The organism is Kosakonia quasisacchari (assembly GCF_004331415.1).
In the GTDB taxonomy this organism is placed as follows: Bacteria; Pseudomonadota; Gammaproteobacteria; order Enterobacterales; family Enterobacteriaceae; genus Kosakonia; species Kosakonia quasisacchari.
The window spans coordinates 125,626-141,630 of sequence record NZ_SJOP01000001.1; the positions used below are offsets into that span (position 1 = coordinate 125,626).

At 56.1% G+C, this 16,005-nt stretch carries 17 protein-coding genes; 8 read left to right on the top strand and 9 right to left on the bottom strand.

Annotation, left to right across the window (positions count from 1 at the left end; genetic code table 11):
- Positions 1–6 precede the first annotated feature (6 nt).
- Positions 7–900 (bottom strand): proline iminopeptidase-family hydrolase, encoded by an 894-nt coding sequence (locus E0L21_RS00620; protein ID WP_131406140.1) that lies wholly within the window; start codon positions 898–900, stop codon positions 7–9.
- Positions 901–985: 85 nt separating this feature from the next.
- Entirely contained in the window at positions 986–1,741 is a 756-nt protein-coding gene (locus E0L21_RS00625) for a helix-turn-helix transcriptional regulator (RefSeq protein ID WP_131406141.1), read from the bottom strand.
- Positions 1,742–2,006: 265 nt separating this feature from the next.
- On the opposite strand from E0L21_RS00625, the gene E0L21_RS00630 reads away from it, so the two are divergent.
- Genes E0L21_RS00630 through E0L21_RS00650 form a run of 5 tightly spaced genes read left to right on the top strand, consistent with a single transcriptional unit; the run spans position 2,007 to position 7,296 of the window.
- Entirely contained in the window at positions 2,007–2,945 is a 939-nt protein-coding gene (locus E0L21_RS00630; RefSeq protein WP_131406142.1) for an ABC transporter permease, read from the top strand.
- Entirely contained in the window at positions 2,942–3,787 is an 846-nt protein-coding gene (locus E0L21_RS00635) for an ABC transporter permease (RefSeq protein ID WP_131406143.1), read from the top strand. The genes E0L21_RS00630 and E0L21_RS00635 overlap by 4 nt, the downstream gene beginning before the upstream one ends.
- Positions 3,784–4,764: an ABC transporter ATP-binding protein gene (locus E0L21_RS00640; protein WP_131406144.1), complete on the top strand. Its 981-nt coding sequence runs from the start codon at positions 3,784–3,786 to the stop codon at positions 4,762–4,764. Before E0L21_RS00635 ends, E0L21_RS00640 begins: the two co-directional genes overlap by 4 nt.
- Positions 4,764–5,801 carry an ABC transporter ATP-binding protein gene (locus E0L21_RS00645; RefSeq protein WP_131406145.1) on the top strand — a complete coding sequence of 346 codons (1,038 nt, stop codon included), beginning with the start codon at positions 4,764–4,766 and terminating at the stop codon, positions 5,799–5,801. The genes E0L21_RS00640 and E0L21_RS00645 overlap by 1 nt, the downstream gene beginning before the upstream one ends.
- Positions 5,782–7,296: an ABC transporter substrate-binding protein gene (locus tag E0L21_RS00650; protein WP_131406146.1), complete on the top strand. Its 1,515-nt coding sequence runs from the start codon at positions 5,782–5,784 to the stop codon at positions 7,294–7,296. The genes E0L21_RS00645 and E0L21_RS00650 overlap by 20 nt, the downstream gene beginning before the upstream one ends.
- A gap of 40 nt (positions 7,297–7,336) precedes the next feature.
- Here E0L21_RS00650 and E0L21_RS00655 read toward each other — a convergent pair whose 3' ends face one another.
- Positions 7,337–8,269 carry a nucleoside recognition domain-containing protein gene (locus E0L21_RS00655; RefSeq protein WP_131406147.1) on the bottom strand — a complete coding sequence of 311 codons (933 nt, stop codon included), beginning with the start codon at positions 8,267–8,269 and terminating at the stop codon, positions 7,337–7,339.
- Between the two features lie 356 nt (positions 8,270–8,625).
- On the opposite strand from E0L21_RS00655, the gene E0L21_RS00660 reads away from it, so the two are divergent.
- Together E0L21_RS00660 and E0L21_RS00665 are read left to right on the top strand one after the other, a co-directional pair.
- On the top strand, positions 8,626–9,927 hold the full coding sequence (locus tag E0L21_RS00660) for a hypothetical protein (RefSeq protein ID WP_131406148.1): 1,302 nt from the start codon (positions 8,626–8,628) through the stop codon (positions 9,925–9,927).
- A 1-nt stretch (position 9,928) separates the two neighbouring features.
- The gene (locus E0L21_RS00665; RefSeq protein ID WP_131406149.1) at positions 9,929–10,333 is read left to right on the top strand and encodes a hypothetical protein; all 405 of its coding nucleotides are present in this window, start codon (positions 9,929–9,931) and stop codon (positions 10,331–10,333) included.
- Between the two features lie 45 nt (positions 10,334–10,378).
- Here E0L21_RS00665 and eitC read toward each other — a convergent pair whose 3' ends face one another.
- From eitC to eitA, 3 genes are read right to left on the bottom strand one after another with little or no spacing between them, the layout of a single operon-like run.
- On the bottom strand, positions 10,379–11,137 hold the full coding sequence (gene eitC, locus E0L21_RS00670; RefSeq protein ID WP_131406150.1) for a siderophore ABC transporter ATP-binding protein EitC: 759 nt from the start codon (positions 11,135–11,137) through the stop codon (positions 10,379–10,381).
- On the bottom strand, positions 11,134–12,174 hold the full coding sequence (locus E0L21_RS00675) for a FecCD family ABC transporter permease (RefSeq protein WP_131406151.1): 1,041 nt from the start codon (positions 12,172–12,174) through the stop codon (positions 11,134–11,136). Before E0L21_RS00675 ends, eitC begins: the two co-directional genes overlap by 4 nt.
- Complete coding sequence (gene eitA / locus E0L21_RS00680) at positions 12,171–13,175, bottom strand: siderophore ABC transporter substrate-binding protein EitA (RefSeq protein WP_131406152.1); 1,005 nt, start codon at positions 13,173–13,175, stop codon at positions 12,171–12,173. The genes E0L21_RS00675 and eitA overlap by 4 nt, the downstream gene beginning before the upstream one ends.
- A 206-nt stretch (positions 13,176–13,381) precedes the next feature.
- Here eitA and E0L21_RS00685 point away from each other — a divergent pair, with 206 nt between their 5' ends.
- Entirely contained in the window at positions 13,382–14,623 is a 1,242-nt protein-coding gene (locus E0L21_RS00685; RefSeq protein ID WP_131406153.1) for an MFS transporter, read from the top strand.
- Here E0L21_RS00685 and E0L21_RS24905 read toward each other — a convergent pair.
- The 3 genes from E0L21_RS24905 to E0L21_RS00695 all read right to left on the bottom strand — a co-directional run bounded on the left by E0L21_RS24905 (position 14,620) and on the right by E0L21_RS00695 (position 15,969).
- A complete protein-coding gene (locus E0L21_RS24905) occupies positions 14,620–14,718 on the bottom strand; it encodes a YoaK family small membrane protein (protein WP_165501861.1) in 99 nt (32 codons plus the stop codon). The genes E0L21_RS00685 and E0L21_RS24905 overlap by 4 nt on opposite strands.
- A 104-nt stretch (positions 14,719–14,822) precedes the next feature.
- Positions 14,823–15,056, bottom strand: coding sequence for a KTSC domain-containing protein (locus E0L21_RS00690; protein WP_131406154.1), 234 nt, complete (start codon positions 15,054–15,056; stop codon positions 14,823–14,825).
- 433 nt (positions 15,057–15,489) lie between these two features.
- Entirely contained in the window at positions 15,490–15,969 is a 480-nt protein-coding gene (locus tag E0L21_RS00695; RefSeq protein ID WP_131406155.1) for a hypothetical protein, read from the bottom strand.
- Positions 15,970–16,005 lie beyond the last annotated feature (36 nt).

Genomic DNA, 16,005 nt, shown 5'->3' on the forward strand with positions numbered 1-16,005 from the left:
ACAGCCTTAGCATGTGGCCAGTAAAAAGTCGCTGACGGTCTTCATGCACAGCGGCCGCTCTTCGACATGGGGCATGTGGCTTGAGGACTCAAAAATCACCCACTGCGCTCCGGTAATATGGTCTTTGAAGGGTTGCACCACTTCCGGCGTCGCTTCGTCGTAACGCCCGGAAATTAACAGCGTCGGCACGCGCACTTGCTTTAACCGGTCGATAATTGTCCAGTTTTTCATGCTGCCAATAACGTGGAATTCGGTGGGGCCATTCATGGCGTGGTAAACGGTAGGATCGGCCTCCATGGCGTCAAACGTGCGTTGCACTTCTGCAGGCCACGGGTCGAGCCGACACACATGGCGCTGATAAAACACCTGGCTTGCCGCTTTGTACTCTGCGCTATCCACTGTGCCCGCTGCCTCGTGAGTTAACAACGTGTCCTGCACATCCGGGGGTAATTGCGCCCGCAGCTTCGCAGCACCCTCCAGCCACAGCGCCATCGATGCGGGTGAGTTGGCGATCACCATCGCTTTTAGCCCCTGCGGTTGTGTCACTGCGTGTTCAGCCGCCAGCATACCACCCCAGGATTGGCCGAGCAGCGCGTAGTCGTCGGCGATTTCTAATGCTTGCAGCAGATGGTTCAGCTCATCAAGAAAAAGCCCCGGTTGCCAGAAATCGGGGCTTTTATCCGGCAGATGGGTTGAACGCCCATTACCTAATTGATCGTAGTGGATCACCGCACGCCCGGTTTCAGCGATATCTTTGAACGCATCAACGTAGTCGTGGGTGCAACCGGGACCGCCGTGGGCCACCACCAGCGGCGTCTGCCCGTTTTGCAGATCGCCGCAGATGCGAAACCAGGTCTGATACTCCCGGAAGGGAACGTAGCCTTCACGTATGGTGTACATAGTTGACGTCTACCCTGTTAAGTGAACTGGCTTTCAGGTTAGAACGCCAAAGGCAGCGCTGAACACTAGCAAAATTGCTAGTTATTTAGCTGTCGAGCAAGCGGTAGTGCAGCGCCCGCACCACCGCCTGCACGCGGTTGGTCGCGCCGAGTTTTTTCGCCGCCGTATTCAGATGCAACGTTACGGTTGCCACCGAACGGTGCAGCTTGCGGGCAATCTCTTTCGCCGTTAATCCTTCAGCCGACCACGCCAGGCATTCGCGTTCGCGGTTGCTCAATTTGACATGGCGGCAAGTGAGCAACGACGCGTCGAATAGCGGAAAGGCGGATTCCTGAAAACGGTGGGCGATAAACGTTAATTGTGCCAGCGTCTCGCTGATATCCCGCGTTTGTTGTTGGCTGGCGACAATGCCGGTGAGGGTGACAAACCCGCCGTGCGGCAAATGCAGCGGCACCGTTGCGCCGCAAGGCATATTGTGGTCGCGCATGTAATGCGTCACTTCCTGGGCGTTATCATCCAGCCTGCCATACAGTGCGCCGCTGTCCGGGCGTTGATAAGACCAGACAAACGGCGCACAACTCTCCAGCGCGAAATGCTGCACCGGGTCGACCTGGTAGTAGCCGCGCTCGCACCACAAGCGGCGCATATCCTCCGGCACGTTACGCATCTCCAGCAGCGACGGTGTGATAAGCGTCCCTTCCAGTGAGCGCGGAACCGGCGTGTAGTCATAAATCACCGCATCAAAACCCAGCGCCTGCGTCTGGGTAAATAGCCCGGAAAATGCCTCCTCAAGCCTGCTGGCATTGGCAGCAGCAGGGTTTTCAATGTTAATTCGCATCATTCCCCCTCATGGTCGACGGTGCCACGTCACAGGCACGCTTTGTGCAGACTTCTCCCGCGGATTGATGAAGGCATGCAATTCCGGTGCCGTCATGCGGGAGGGGTAAAACTAGTATTTTTGCTAACTACCCAGCCTCCATTGATGCCGCTAGCGTAAAGAAAACGCCCGACGAACAAGGCCGGGCGCAGATAACCAGGGGAGTGGTGCACCATCGCGGGGCGGTTTTTTAACCTCATGACACTGCGTGCACCACAGGAGAATGCTGATGCACCGTTACCGTTTTTTGTTATTCCGACCACTGCAGCTACTGCCGGTACTGTTGGGAATAAGCATCATCACCTTTGCGATGGTGCGCGCGATCCCCGGCGATCCGGCGCGCATCCTGCTTGGTGTGCGCAGCACGCCAGCGGCATTGGCGCGGATCCGCGCGCAGTTCGGGCTGGATGAACCTTTGTGGGTACAGTATGGCTACTTTCTGCGCAATCTGGTGCAGGGCGAGTTAGGAAAATCGATCGTCTACCGCATCGATACCCTAAAGCTGATTAACTCCCGTCTCGAACCTACCTTGTGGCTGGTGCTGGGAAGCGTGCTGCTGGCCGTTATCTTTACTGTGCCGTTGGCAGCGCTGGCAGCGCGTCAACGCGGGCGCATCGCCGACCAACTTATTCGCCTGTTCACCACTGCCGGGCTCGGTTTCCCCGCCTTCTGGCTGGGCATCATGATGATCATTGTTTTTAGCGTGGTGCTGGGTTGGTTCCCGGTTTCCGGTTATGGCAGTGATTTTACCGAGCAGTTGCACCACATGGTGCTGCCGTGTCTGACGGTTGCGTTGGCGCTGTCGGCGGTGTTGATCCGCAACCTGCGCGCCAGCCTGCTGATGGAGATGAGCAGCGATTACGTGATGGCCGCCAGAGCGCGCGGGCAGCCGGAAAACCGCATCTTCTGGCGTCACGTATTACCCAACTCCCTGGTGCCGACGCTGAACCTGCTGGCGGTGAACATCGGCTGGCTGATTGGCAGCACGGTGGTGATTGAGAGCGTGTTTGCTATTCCGGGGCTGGGGCAGTTGCTGGTAAAAGCGATTTTCAGCCGGGACTACATGGTAGTGCAGGGCGTGGTAATGGTGTTTGCCCTTGCCACGGTCGTCGTCAACTTACTGGCCGACGTGATAACGGTGGCGCTGGATCCGAGGGTAAAACTATGAGCGCAATCAGCGTACTGACCGTATTGCGCCGCCGGGCCATTCCGCAGCAGCATGCCCTTAACGCGGGGTTATTGATTGTGGGGATGTGGCTGTGCGTCGCGCTGTTTGCCCCGTGGCTGGCACCGTTTGACCCCATCATGCAGGATTCGACAGTCAGCTTACTGCCGCCGGGAAGCACACATCTGTTTGGCACGGATAACTTCGGGCGCGACATCTTCTCACGTGTGCTGTGGGGCGCGCGGGTGGATCTGCAAATCTGCCTGCTGGGCGTTATCTTCCCCTTTCTGCTCGGCACCACGCTCGGCGCGCTGTCGGGTTACCTGGGCGGTGCGGTTGATGCGCTGATTATGCGCACTATCGATATCGTGCTGGCGTTCCCGTTTCTGGTGTTGATGCTAGCGATTATCGCCATTCTTGGGCCGGGTCTTGGCAGCTTTTATATCGCGATGGCGATGGTCGGCTGGGTTTCTTACGCCCGGCTGGTGCGTGCTCAGGTGTTAACTCTCAAGCAGCGTGATTTTGTGCTGGCGGCGCGCAGCCTTGGCTATGGCCATGCCCGCATTCTGTTTCGCCACTTACTGCCTAACGCCATGACCGGCGCGCTGGTGTTTTCCATGTCGGATTGCGTGCTGGTGCTGTTAAACGGCGCGGCGGTGAGCTACCTCGGCCTCGGTGTGCAGCCACCCACGGCTGAGTGGGGCGTGATGGTGGCAGAAGGGCAGAGTTTTATCACCACCGCCTGGTGGATAACCACTTTTCCGGGGCTGGCGATAGTTCTGTTGGCGATGGGATTCAGCCTGTTGGCGGATGGCCTTGGCGACAAACTGGGAGCGCGCGTATGACTTTACTAAACGTCTCGCAACTGACCATTTCCCGTGGGGACAATTGCGCGCTGGTGGATAAGGTCTCTTTCCGGCTACAGGCCGGGGAGATGCTGGGGCTGGTGGGTGAGAGCGGTTCCGGAAAAACCGTGACCTGCCGGGCGTTAATGCGTCTGTTACCGGGCCAGGGGTTGACGATTACCGGTGGTGAAGTGTGGTTTGGCGGGCGCGATCTGTTAACGCTTAGCGAAGCGCAGATGTCGGCGGTGCGCGGGCGGGAGATTGGCATGATTTTCCAGAACCCGGCCAGCCATTTAAACCCGGTGATGACCATTGGCGAGCAGATTGCCGAAAGCCGTCGCCTGCATTTCGGCGTTAATCGTCGGCAGGCAAAAGAGGATGCCAAAGAGCTACTGCGCCAGGTGGGTATTCCCGATCCGCAAAACCGCATTAACAACTATCCGCACGAGTTTTCAGGCGGTATGCGCCAGCGCGCGATGATAGCTGTGGCGCTGGCGCCGGAACCGTCGCTGCTGATTGCCGATGAGCCAACCACCGCGCTGGATGTCACCGTGCAGATGCAGATCCTGCGTTTGCTCACCACGCTGCGCGAGCAGTTAGGTCTGGCGGTGGTGATGATCACCCACGATCTCGGCGTGGTGGCGCAAACTTGCGATCGCATCGCGGTGATGTACGGCGGGCGTTTGTGCGAAGTGGGCGGCAAACGCGAAGTGCTGGCGCAGCCGCTGCATCCGTACACGCGCGGGCTGATTGATTGCCAGCCATCCAGCGAAGGCGGGCAGGGGCGTCTGGTCACCATCAACGGGCAGCCGCCGCTGGCGGGGAGCTTCCCGGCAGGCTGCCGTTTTCATCCACGTTGCCCGCAGGCGAACACCGCTTGCCAGCAGCAGCCTTCGATACTGTTCGCGCGCGACAGCCTGACGCACGCGGCGGCGTGCCACCACGCGTTACAGCCACTGACTCAGCGGGAGGGATAATGTCGACACCGGCAAACTGGCCTTTGCTGGAAGCGGATAACGTCTCGGTCACGTTTCCGGTTTCCGGCGGGTTGCTCAGCAAAAAACGTGTTGTCCATGCGGTAAACCAGGTGACGCTCAAAATCCACGCGGGTGAAACGCTGGGATTAGTGGGTGAATCCGGCAGCGGCAAAAGCACGCTGGGGCGGGCGTTGTTGCAGCTCGAAAAAATAAGCGATGGCGAAGTGCGTTTTGACGGGCACCGCATTACCCACGGTTTGAAAAGTGATGTTGCGCGGCTGCGGCTACAAACGGCGATGATTTTTCAGGATCCGTTCGCCTCGCTTAACCCCAGACAAACGGTGGGTGAGAGCATCAGCGAAGTGCTGCGCGTACACCAGAAAGTGCCGCGCAACCGGGTTAGCGCACGGGTTGAAGAACTGCTGACGTTAGTCGGTTTACGCCCGGAGCACGCGGCCGCCAGGCCCGGCCAACTGAGCGGCGGGCAGTGCCAGCGGGCAGGTATAGCGCGGGCGCTGGCGATCGAGCCCCGGTTGATCGTCGCCGACGAGTGCGTGGCGGCGCTGGATGTCTCTATTCAGGGGCAGATCGTCAATTTGTTGATGGATCTGCGCGAAAAAATGGGGCTGGCGATCCTGTTTATCGCCCACGATCTGGCGATTGTGCGCCGCCTGTGCGATCGGGTGGCGGTGATGTACCTTGGGCGGATCGTCGAAGAAGGCCCCGCAGAAGCGGTATTTAACCATCCGCGCCACCCTTATACCGCCGCGCTGGTCTCCGCTATCCCGGAAATCGATCCGGACAAACCGTTACCGCAGGAGACGCTTGCGGGCGAGCCACCGAGCCCGGTTGCCATTCCACAAGGTTGCGCATTTCATCCGCGCTGCCCTTACGCGCAGGTGCAGTGCCGCACCGGCGCATTACCCCCGACCCGGCAGATTGCCGATCACGCCTGGACCTGCGTGCTGACACACGCAGGCGAGAAGAGTGTTTTTCCTTTGACTGAGGGATCCTTTGATGAAGCACAAGCAAGTTAAGTTGTTGGCGGCCAGCGTTTTTCTGGCGCTCAGTGTGGTCAGTGAAATGGCGCAGGCGGCTGGCGTTCTGACGATTGGTCGTCGGGAAGACAGCACCACTTTTGATCCGATCAAATCGGCACAGAATGCGGATAACTGGGTCTTTTCCAACGTTTTTGATCCGCTGGTTCGCGTCGATAAAACCGGTACCAAACTGGAACCGGGCGTGGCGGAAAGCTGGACCATCTCCCCGGATGGCAAGGTCTATACCTTTAAAATTCGTGATACCAAATTTTCTGATGGCACACCGGTAAGCGCCAGCGATGCCGCCTTCAGCCTGCTGCGCATTCGTAGTGATGAAGGATCGCTCTGGCGTGATTCGTACAGCATTATTGATAAAGCCGAAGCGCCGGATGCGCGCACGCTGGTGGTGACGCTGAAATCACCGTCTGCACCGTTCCTGTCGCAATTGGCGCTGCCGAACGCGTCGGTTATTTCCGAGAAAGCGTTGAAAGCCGAAGGCGAAGAAACCTTCGCGGAAAAACCGGTCGGTTCCGGCGCGTTCAGCGTGAAAGAGTGGGTGCGCGGTGAAAAAATCGTGCTGGTGAAGAACCCGAACTACTGGCAGGCGAAAAATGTCAGCCTTGATGAAGTCGACTGGCTGACCATCCCGGATGACAACACGCGCATGTTAAAAGTGCAGGCCGGCGAACTGGATGCCGCGCTGACGGTGCCGTTCTCGCGCATTGCCTCATTGCAAAAAGACAGCAACCTGAAGGTGGAACTGGATCCATCAACCCGCGAAGATCATTTGCTTATCAACCATTCGCACGGCGCGCTCGGCAAAGTGGAAGTGCGCCAGGCGCTGGATTTTGCCATCGATAAGGACGCGATTGTCAAAACCGTGACCTTCGGTTACGGCCAGGTGGCGAATTCGTATATTCCGGCCGGTGCGCTCTATCACTACAACGACAATCTGCGTCGCCCCTACGATCCAGAAAAAGCGAAACAGATGCTGAAAGCGGCGGGCGCTGGCGATTTGACGCTGAATTATGTGGTTAACGCCGGGGATGAAGTAGATGAGCAAATCGCCATTTTGCTGCAACAGCAGCTGGCGAAAGCGGGCGTGAAGGTGAACTTGCAGAAAGTCGACCCGAGCCAGAGCTGGGATATGCTGGTGGCCGGTGAGTACGATATTTCGGTGATGTACTGGACCAACGACATTCTTGACCCGGATCAGAAGACCACCTTTGTGCTCGGTCATGACGCGAACATGAACTACATGACGCGTTATAAGAATGACAAAGTGAAAGCGCTGGTCGCGGCGGCGCGTGTCGAAATGGACGCGAAAAAACGCGAACAGATGTACATTGAGCTGCAAAAAATGGCGAAAGCCGATGTGAACTGGATTGATCTCTACTACAGCCCATACCGCAATGTGACCCGGAAGAATATTGAAGGCTTCTACCAGAACCCACTGGGACGCTTCTTCCTTGAAGATACGGTGAAAAAATAAACCAGGCAGCCGGGTGCGCATTTCGCCACCCGGCGTACGCTTAAAACATCATCGTATGCAAGACGGTACGCACCAGTATCCCGACAATTGCGCCCGGCAGCGCAAAACGGAACAGGCGCACAAAGCGGCTGGCGATGCCGAGAAAAATACCGATACCGGGCAAGTCCAGCGTCTGCACCAGAAAGCCTGCCGAGGCGTTGATTTGCTCAGCCGTTAACTGCCCGTGCTGCACCATTTCAGACGCCACGCCGAAATACGCCGTTCCGCCCGCCAGACATTTGGTCAACGCCAGCAGCACATACACCGTGGAAATATGAAAAAACGACAGCAGTGGCGTGAGCAGTGTAGTCAACGCTTCCACTACGCCTGCGGCTTTCAATAACCCGACCACCGTTAACGACAGCAGCAGCATCGGCAGCGAACCCAGCGACAAACGGATGGCATCTGCCCCGGCACCGTTAATCACCGCAATCAAACCCGCGCGTGGTTTATCTTTGTGTAATTCGCCCTCTTCGTCGCGCAGGCTGGCAGCAGACAGTTTTCGCCCTGACACATAGTATGTCAGCGTGGATGCGGCAAGCCCGCCGATAAGCGAAATCACAATCGCCATCCCCCAGTGCAGGCCGAACGGTGTCAGCGGATAAAAGACGTTGGCTTGTCCCATCGCGAACAACATCGCCAGCGTGGCGGCGAGATGGCGGTCGGAGGTGCCTCTTCTTTCCATAATCGCCAGGGCGGCGAGAGGGGCGGCGAAACTAACAAAGTTGAGCTGGATAAGGGCGAAAATCCCCATTCCGCTGATGCCAAAAGGTTTCAGTATGGGGGAAGTGAGGCGCACGATGCCATCTAAAACACCTTTCTCTTCCAGGTATTTCATCATGATGAGCATCACCACCATGATGGGCAGCAAGGTATACAACGCAACATCTACGGAAACCTTGCCCGCCGACATGATGATTTCAATAATATTCATTACTGACTCCGGTGAATGTTTTCACCGATATAGTACACCCGGCAACGGTTTGACCGCCGCTTTCACCCCATTGTATTTACTTATTTTCTTCCTTAACTGACGGGGTTTTCCGCGCGATGTGATTTACCAGAGCAGGCGTTAAATCAGCATAAAAAAATGGCATCCTGCTGAAAACGAAAAATATAACGGCGTCAGACTGAGTAAAAAAGCCTAAATCAGGCAAAAAATCTGGGTGGCTAAATTATCCATTTGAGCGCAAAGAAAATTTCGCTTAACGATCGTCTCACGGTGCCGATAACGTTTTCTGGAACGTAGTTTCATGCATTGGGCGGAACAGGATTCTTTCGAGGTTGCCGATGGGACTGAATATTTTTAAAGCACACAAGCAAAAAAAAGAAGCTGAAGAGATTGTGGTGGATGCGCGTTTTAAAGCGCGGCTGGCGGAAGAAGGGCTCGAAGAAGCCAGAAATACATCGTCAACGCTCATCAACACCTTGCTCGATCAAAAGAAACGCTACGCGGATGACGTTATCCCGGATGCCTTGTCCGTACTCGAGAAGTGCCAAAAAGTGAACCGGCTGGAGACCAAAGTCTCGCAGGATGTGTTAGATAATTTTGCCCGCTACGATGCGCCGCAGTTGCAAACTGAATCGGTAAAAATGACCGAAATTATTGGTACTGGCGTGAAAGGTACGGCGACCGGCGCGGCGCTCGCGCTTGGCTCAATGAGCGCGGTTTCGACGTTCGGCGCAGCGTCTACCGGCACCGCCATTGCCTCGCTTTCTGGCGCTGCCGCCAGTAATGCCACCCTGGCCTGGTTTGGCGGCGGCGCGCTTTCTGCAGGCGGCGCAGGGATCGCCGGTGGCACTATGGTGCTGGGCGGCATTGTGCTGGCACCGGTCGCCATTTTCGCGATGATGAAATACAGCCAGAATGCGGAAAAAAAGCTGACCGAAGCGTATGAATATCGCAGTGCGGTCAACAAAGAAGTGGCGAAAATCAATGCGGTGATCGAAGTGGCGCAGGCCATTAACCAGCATATTTCGCTGTATGCCTCGACCATTGAAGGCATTGCGAAGCGCCTGAAGACAAGTTACCAGATGCTGGATCAGGCGCTGTCAGCTAACGTTGCACACGAACGTGTCGTTTTCCTGAAGCTTCAGACCGTGCTGCTGGTGAAAGCGATGAAACAGTTGCTGGCGATACGCCTGGTGGATGATCAAAATAGCCCGACGCCGGAATCCGTGACGGTGGTGTCCCATGCTCAGGCCTTCACCGAGGAGCGTGTGAATACGCTGGTGACAAACCTGATTGCGGCAAATGCACCACTGACAACGGTCAACGATGTCTCTTCTCTTACCCCTGGCGAGCAGAGCGCGCTCTATTTTTGGCTGGCTGACAGCCAGCGGCGCAAAGCAACTGCTGATGATGAACCTTCGTTTCTGCTGTGGATGGTGCTGTGCCTTCTTTTTGGCGGTCTGGGATATTACCTGCACAGCATTGCGTGGACTTACACCTCGCTTGTCGCCTTTTTGTTCAGTTTCACCGGCTTTTCCGGGGCGTTAGGTTGTCTGTTTAATTTTGACAGCTCAGGTCTGGTGGGAACGGGCATTCTGGCCCTGATGGGCTACGCAGCTTATTTATTCTGGTGGGCATAATATGAAAGCACTGTTTAACGCCTCGAAAGTGGCGGCAAAAGCGTCGCCGTTACAAGCGGCATCGGCGGCGAAAGAGATTTTTGATGCCTGGCGTGATTTACAAAAATACCGTGCGGAACAGGAAACGGTTCGCCATCAAATTACCCAGGAGACCGAAGTACAAATTGCGCGTATTCAGGCGCAGAAAGAGGTGTTGTTGCAGGCGTTAAATCAGGATTTCGCGCTGCGCCAGACCTCGCTTACCCAGACGTTTGCTGTGCTGGAGAAGGCGCTGGAAAGTAACAATCTGGAACTGTTAGATAAATCGTTAGGTGCGATTGTTGCCATCACGCAGCAATCTTCTGTGGTGTCGCTGAAATCGTTACATGCCACATTGCAGGACAGCCGCAACGTTATCGATATTTAAGCTCTCTTCGCGCCAGAACAGTGTCACGTTCTGGCGCGAAGGCTTTCATAAAAAGTGGATATGTTTTTTGCCGTGATCGGGTGATATCTCAATGCGTGCCCGCACCTGAAACACCTCAGCCAGCATCGCTTCCGTGAGCACATCATCCGGCGTACCACGCGCCACAATCTGCCCTTTTTGCATCACGATCAGCGCATCGCAGAACATGGCCGCGTGGTTTAGATCATGAATCGCGACAATGCTGGTCACCGGCAGTTCGCTTATCAGGCGCATTAACTGCATTTGATGATGGATGTCGAGATGGTTGGTGGGTTCGTCGAGCAAAATCTCGCTCGGCGCTTGCGCCAGTGCGCGGGCAATATGGACTCGCTGGCGTTCGCCACCGGAGAGGCTTTGCCAGCCCTGCTCGCTGTGTTCCAGCATACCTACGCGTTCAAGCGCTGCCGCTACTATTTCATCATCGCTGTGCGACCACGAGCTAAACGGCGAGTGGTGCGGAATGCGCCCCAGCTTCACCACATCACGCACGCGAATATTGGCCTCGGTCGCTGCATGTTGCTCCACAAACGCCACACGCTTTGCCAGTGCTTTCTTTCTCAGCGTCGCGACATTGCGGCCATCCAGCATCACGCTGCCATCATCCGGACGGCGCAATCCGGCCAGAATACGCAGCAGCGAGGATTTCCCCGAACCATTCGGCCCCAGCAGGCCCAATGTTTGGCCCTTTGCCACTTCGAGCGAGACGTTATCGACGATGGTTTTTTTCCCTGCCCGCCAGCAGAGATTTTTGGCGCTGATACTCATGCGAATCTCCTTGAACGATAGAGAATAACCGCGAAGAACGGCACGCCGACCAGTGCGGTGACCACGCCAACCGGCAGGCTTTGCGGCGCAATCAGCGTGCGCGAGGCAATATCCGCCAGCACCATCAAAATTGCGCCGGCCATCGCACACGCCACCAGTAACTGGCGGTGCAGCGGCCCAATGAAATAGCGCATCACATGCGGCACCACAAGACCCACAAAGCCAATGGAACCCGCCATGCTGACGATGGTGGCAGTGATGAGGGCAGTGACGGAAAAGAGAATCAAACGTACCGCGCCCACCGGAATACCCAGCGATGCGGCAGCGTCGTCACCAAAGGTAAAGGCATCCAACGCTTTGGCGTGGTACAGGCACGCCAGCAGACCAATAATGACGACGACCAATACCAACTGAAATTCCGGCCAGCGTACGCCGCTGAAACTGCCCAGCAGCCAGAACATCACATCCCGCGCTTGCTGCGCACTGGCGGACGTGCTGATGCTATATGCGGTAATGGCGTTGAAAAGCTGGGAAGCCGCGACCCCGGCGAGGATGGTGCGTTCGTTGCCACCGCGCGCGCCGTTAGTCAGCACCGCGACAAACAAAAATGCGGCAAACGCGCCGACAAATGCCCCGGCGGAGAGCGACACCGCGCCCGCGCCGAGACCTAACACCACCACCGACACCGCGCCGGTAGACGCCCCGGCGGAAACGCCCAACACATAGGGTTCTGCCAGCGCGTTTTTCAACAGGCTTTGCAGCACCGCGCCGCAAATCGCCAGCCCGGCACCACAGCAGGCGGCGACCAGCGCGCGACTCAGGCGGAAGTCCCAAATCACCGTTTCATGGATACGGTTTAGCGGCTCACTGGTCAGCCCCAGCTTATTGCTTACAGCGTAAAAGGTGGTTCGTAGCGGAATGGCGAGTTCGCCAACACCAACGCTGACGGCAATCACCAGCCCGAGCAGCAATAGCGATAACAGCAGTAATGCAACACGCTGCACTTTTTTTAGCGCAGTCGAGGAGGGCGTGGTCATTTATCCAGCCCCAGCTTCTCCAGTTGTTCACCAACTTGCTCTGCGCCGTAGAAAGTGCGGATGGTCGGATTCATCGCCTGACCGTCCATCACCACGATATGGCCTTTCTTCACTGCCTCAAGCTGGCTGACCGCCGGATCGCTTTTCAGGAATTTGATCTTCTCTTGCGCATTGTCCAGCGCCCAGCGGTTACGATCGAGGCTCGAGACAACAATCACGTCCGGGTTAGCGGCGATAATGCTTTCCCAACTGAGCGTCGGCCACTCGCTTTCCGAGGTGATGGCGCTGTGCCCGCCAAGCAGGTTGGCGATATAACCAGAGGCGCTATTTTTGCCGCCGACATACGCATCTGCCGAGGGCGACGCGCTGGAGAACCAGAAGACAAATGACAGGTTTTTCTTACCGTGGCCGAACGTGCTGCGCAGCGCATCTTCACGCTGTTTGAACTCGGCAATCAGCTTCTCGCCTCGCTCTTGCACATCAAAAATTTCTGCCAGATCGCTGATCTCTTTGTAGAGCAATGACGGGTTCCATAAGGTATGGCGGCTGCCGTAAATATCACCGTTATCTTGTTTGGTTGCGCAGACGCCTGGCGAGAGGTAACTGTTTGCGCCAATGGCGGACAAATCTTCGCGCTTCGCCACTTTACTGTCTGGCCCCAGCAGGATCGGCAATTGAGCGACCACGAAATCCGGCTCCTGGGCAATGATCGACTCAAGCGTAGGGATCTCAACCGTCAGCACTTTGACTTTGGCATTCTGCGCAGCCAGTTGCGGCAGCACTTTGGTCGGCCAAAACGCGCTGGCGACCATTTTGTCCTGCAAGCCGAGCAGCAGCATGATCTCTGCCGTGTTTTGCCCCAGCGCCACCACGCGCTGTGGTGCTTTGTCGAACGTAACCTGCACACCGCAGTTTTCAATGGTCAACGGATAATGGGTGGCTTGCGCCAGTGCTGAACCCGCAAACAACATCCCCAGTACAAACAACGATTTTTTAAACATTTGCATCATCATGACCCTGGACAATTATTGGCATTGTAAATGAAAATCATTCTTATGGCGGCTCTTATACCGAGCGGCATGAGCCTTGTCAATATGGGGAATTACCAATGAAAACCCTGCATAAAGTGCGGGATTAAAGAGAGTTGCCAGCAGGAAATTTCCCCGGTATTAAAGACCCTTGCGCGTTTTGCTGACCTGGACACTTCATGCTTGCCCAAATTTCTGCCCCGTCGAAAGTGACATCGCCGTACCTGCTCGCGGGGAGCCAGCTGATTTTTAATATCGGTTTTTATGCTGTGGTGCCGTTTCTGGCGATCTATCTACGCGACGATTTACTGCTTTCCGGCTCGTTGATTGGCTTGATCATCGGCCTGCGTACCTTCTGCCAGCAGGGAATGTTTCTGTTAGGCGGCGCGTTATCCGATCGCTTCGGCGCAAGGATCATCATTCTGTGCGGTTGTGTGGTGCGGATAAGCGGATATTTGCTGTTGGCGTTTGGCGGGGAGCTGGTGCCGGTGGTGCTGGGCGCCTGTTTAACCGGTGTTGGCGGGGCGCTGTTTTCTCCATCCATCGAAGCGCTGCTGGCGAAAGCGGGCACGCAGAGTGAAAAAGCGGGAAAGCGCAGCCGCGCGGAGTGGTTCGCGTTGTTCGCCATTTGCGGTGAACTGGGCACGGTGCTTGGGCCGTTGCTGGGTTCGCTGCTTGCCGGTTTTGGTTTCCAGCGCGTGGCGCTTGCCGGTGCGGGCGTGTTTGTGGTGGCGCTGCTGGTGCTCTTTTTCTGCCTGCCAGGCGGCAACGGGAAAACGGACGCGCTGCATGTGCTGCCGTGGTGGAAAACCTTTCGCAAACCGCGTTTTGTCGCCTTTATGGTGGCTTACAGCGCCTATCTGTTCAGCTATAACCAGCTTTACCTGGCGTTGCCGGTTGAACTGAGCCGCTCGGGCAGCAGCGAGAAAACCCTCGGCCCGCTTTTTATGCTGGCTTCGGTGCTCATCATCACGTTACAGATGCCGCTGGCGCGGTTTGCCCGCCGTGTTGGGGCGGCGCGCATGTTGCCGGTGGGGTTTGCGTTACTGGCCGCGTCATTTATTAGCGTCGCGCTGTTTGCGGCGACACCCGCGCCGGAAAACTGGCAACGCTACGTGCCGGCTGCCTGCATGGTAACGCTGTTAACGCTCGGGCAAATGGTGATTGTTCCGGTGGGGAAAGATCTGGTGCCGTGGTTTGCGGATAACCAGAACCTCGGCGCACATTATGGCGCGTTGGCTTCAATGGGGGGCGTGACGGTGCTGGTGGGTAATTTCCTGTTAGGCGGGCAACTGGATAACGCGCTGACCCCTTCTGGCGCGGCGAGTGTCGCTTGGTTGTGGCTGGCGCTGATCCCGCTGCTCAGCGCACTGGCCATGATATTTATCTGCCGCCCGATGGCGCAACACACCGAGCGTTAGCTGCCCGGTGTGGCGTAACCGCCAACGATAAACCACGTCAGAAAAGCGACGGCGACAATAAAAACCAGGATAGGAAACGCAATACCAATTCTCATAACACCTCGTTACGCTGTCGCCAGCATGAGCACACACCAAACCGCATCGTCTGCGGGCAGACAACGTTAGCACAAACGCGGGCAAAAAATTACCGCATCAGCGGTCAAAAACGGCTGCGATTTGCCTGCTCTACGGTAATTTTCAGGTAGCTATTGGCGATATGCTCGCGGAAATAGTTTTCCTGCTCGTGGCTCATCAAAAATGCCTGCCAGGTTTTAGGCGGCACGCCAAGATATTGCTCAACCCGGCCATTACTGTGTTCAAGCTCAAGTACGCTGGAGTTGGGATCGTATCCGGCTGCGCGTAGCGCGCGGCAGGAAAGGGGATGTCTTTTCATAATGTGTTCTGCTCAACGTCAATGTCAAAGTGGCACTTCTGTTATTGCTATCGGCAGCCCGCGCGGAAAATTTACCCTGCGGCCAGGGATTTAGCGAAAGGCTGTTTAGCCAGCGTTTAGTAAAACAGTGGGTTAGACGTCAAACGAGAGAGACATTCTTTGTGTGTTGCACATAGTGCGTGATGTGAATTAGACACCGGCAGGAAATTAGCTGCGCTTGCACAGTCATCCGGGTTTTGATCGTAGCCGTGGCAGAGAAGAGGGCCGGTTAAACGTGTTGATTCACTCTTCAGCGCGGTAATTAGGTGCATACGAAAAGGGAATAACCTGGCGCCGTGGAATTCACGCGTTGCGCCACAAACAGTGCCCGCACAGAGCAGAAGGGCACTGTTTTGGCGACAAGGCGGGTCAGAACGATTCCCGGTCGGCTCGGTTAGTTGAGTAACGAGATCCAGTCGCTGGGTATATCAGTAAAAAAGGTGGCTTCCTGCGTGGCCGTTCTGGTGCCAACGATAACGTATTGGCTTAAATCAGGGTTCACGTTGGTCAAAATATAGTACGGCTTGCGTCCATACATATGCCCTTGATCGGGTAACTGTGCCCCTACGCTGCCATCGAGATTAAACTCAAAAAACAGCGCATTTTTTGGGGCGGTGATGCGATATTTATGTGTGCCGTAGGAGGCCCCATCCTCGATACATGAGGTCGAGACAGAATCACCTTTGGAATTACTTATGATGTAGCCGCCAATATCCGCGAGGCTTTTAAAACCGTTTGTGACAATAAGCTGCTGAATATAGACAATGGCCTGGGCCGGCGTTCGTCCCCGGCATGATTCAATGCGTGGCTGGAACCCTGTTTTTTGTATCTCGGAAATAACGCGGTTATCGCCGCGATAATAAATAGATGGCATCTCTTTATCTCCTCATGATTACGGTGGGCGTTTATC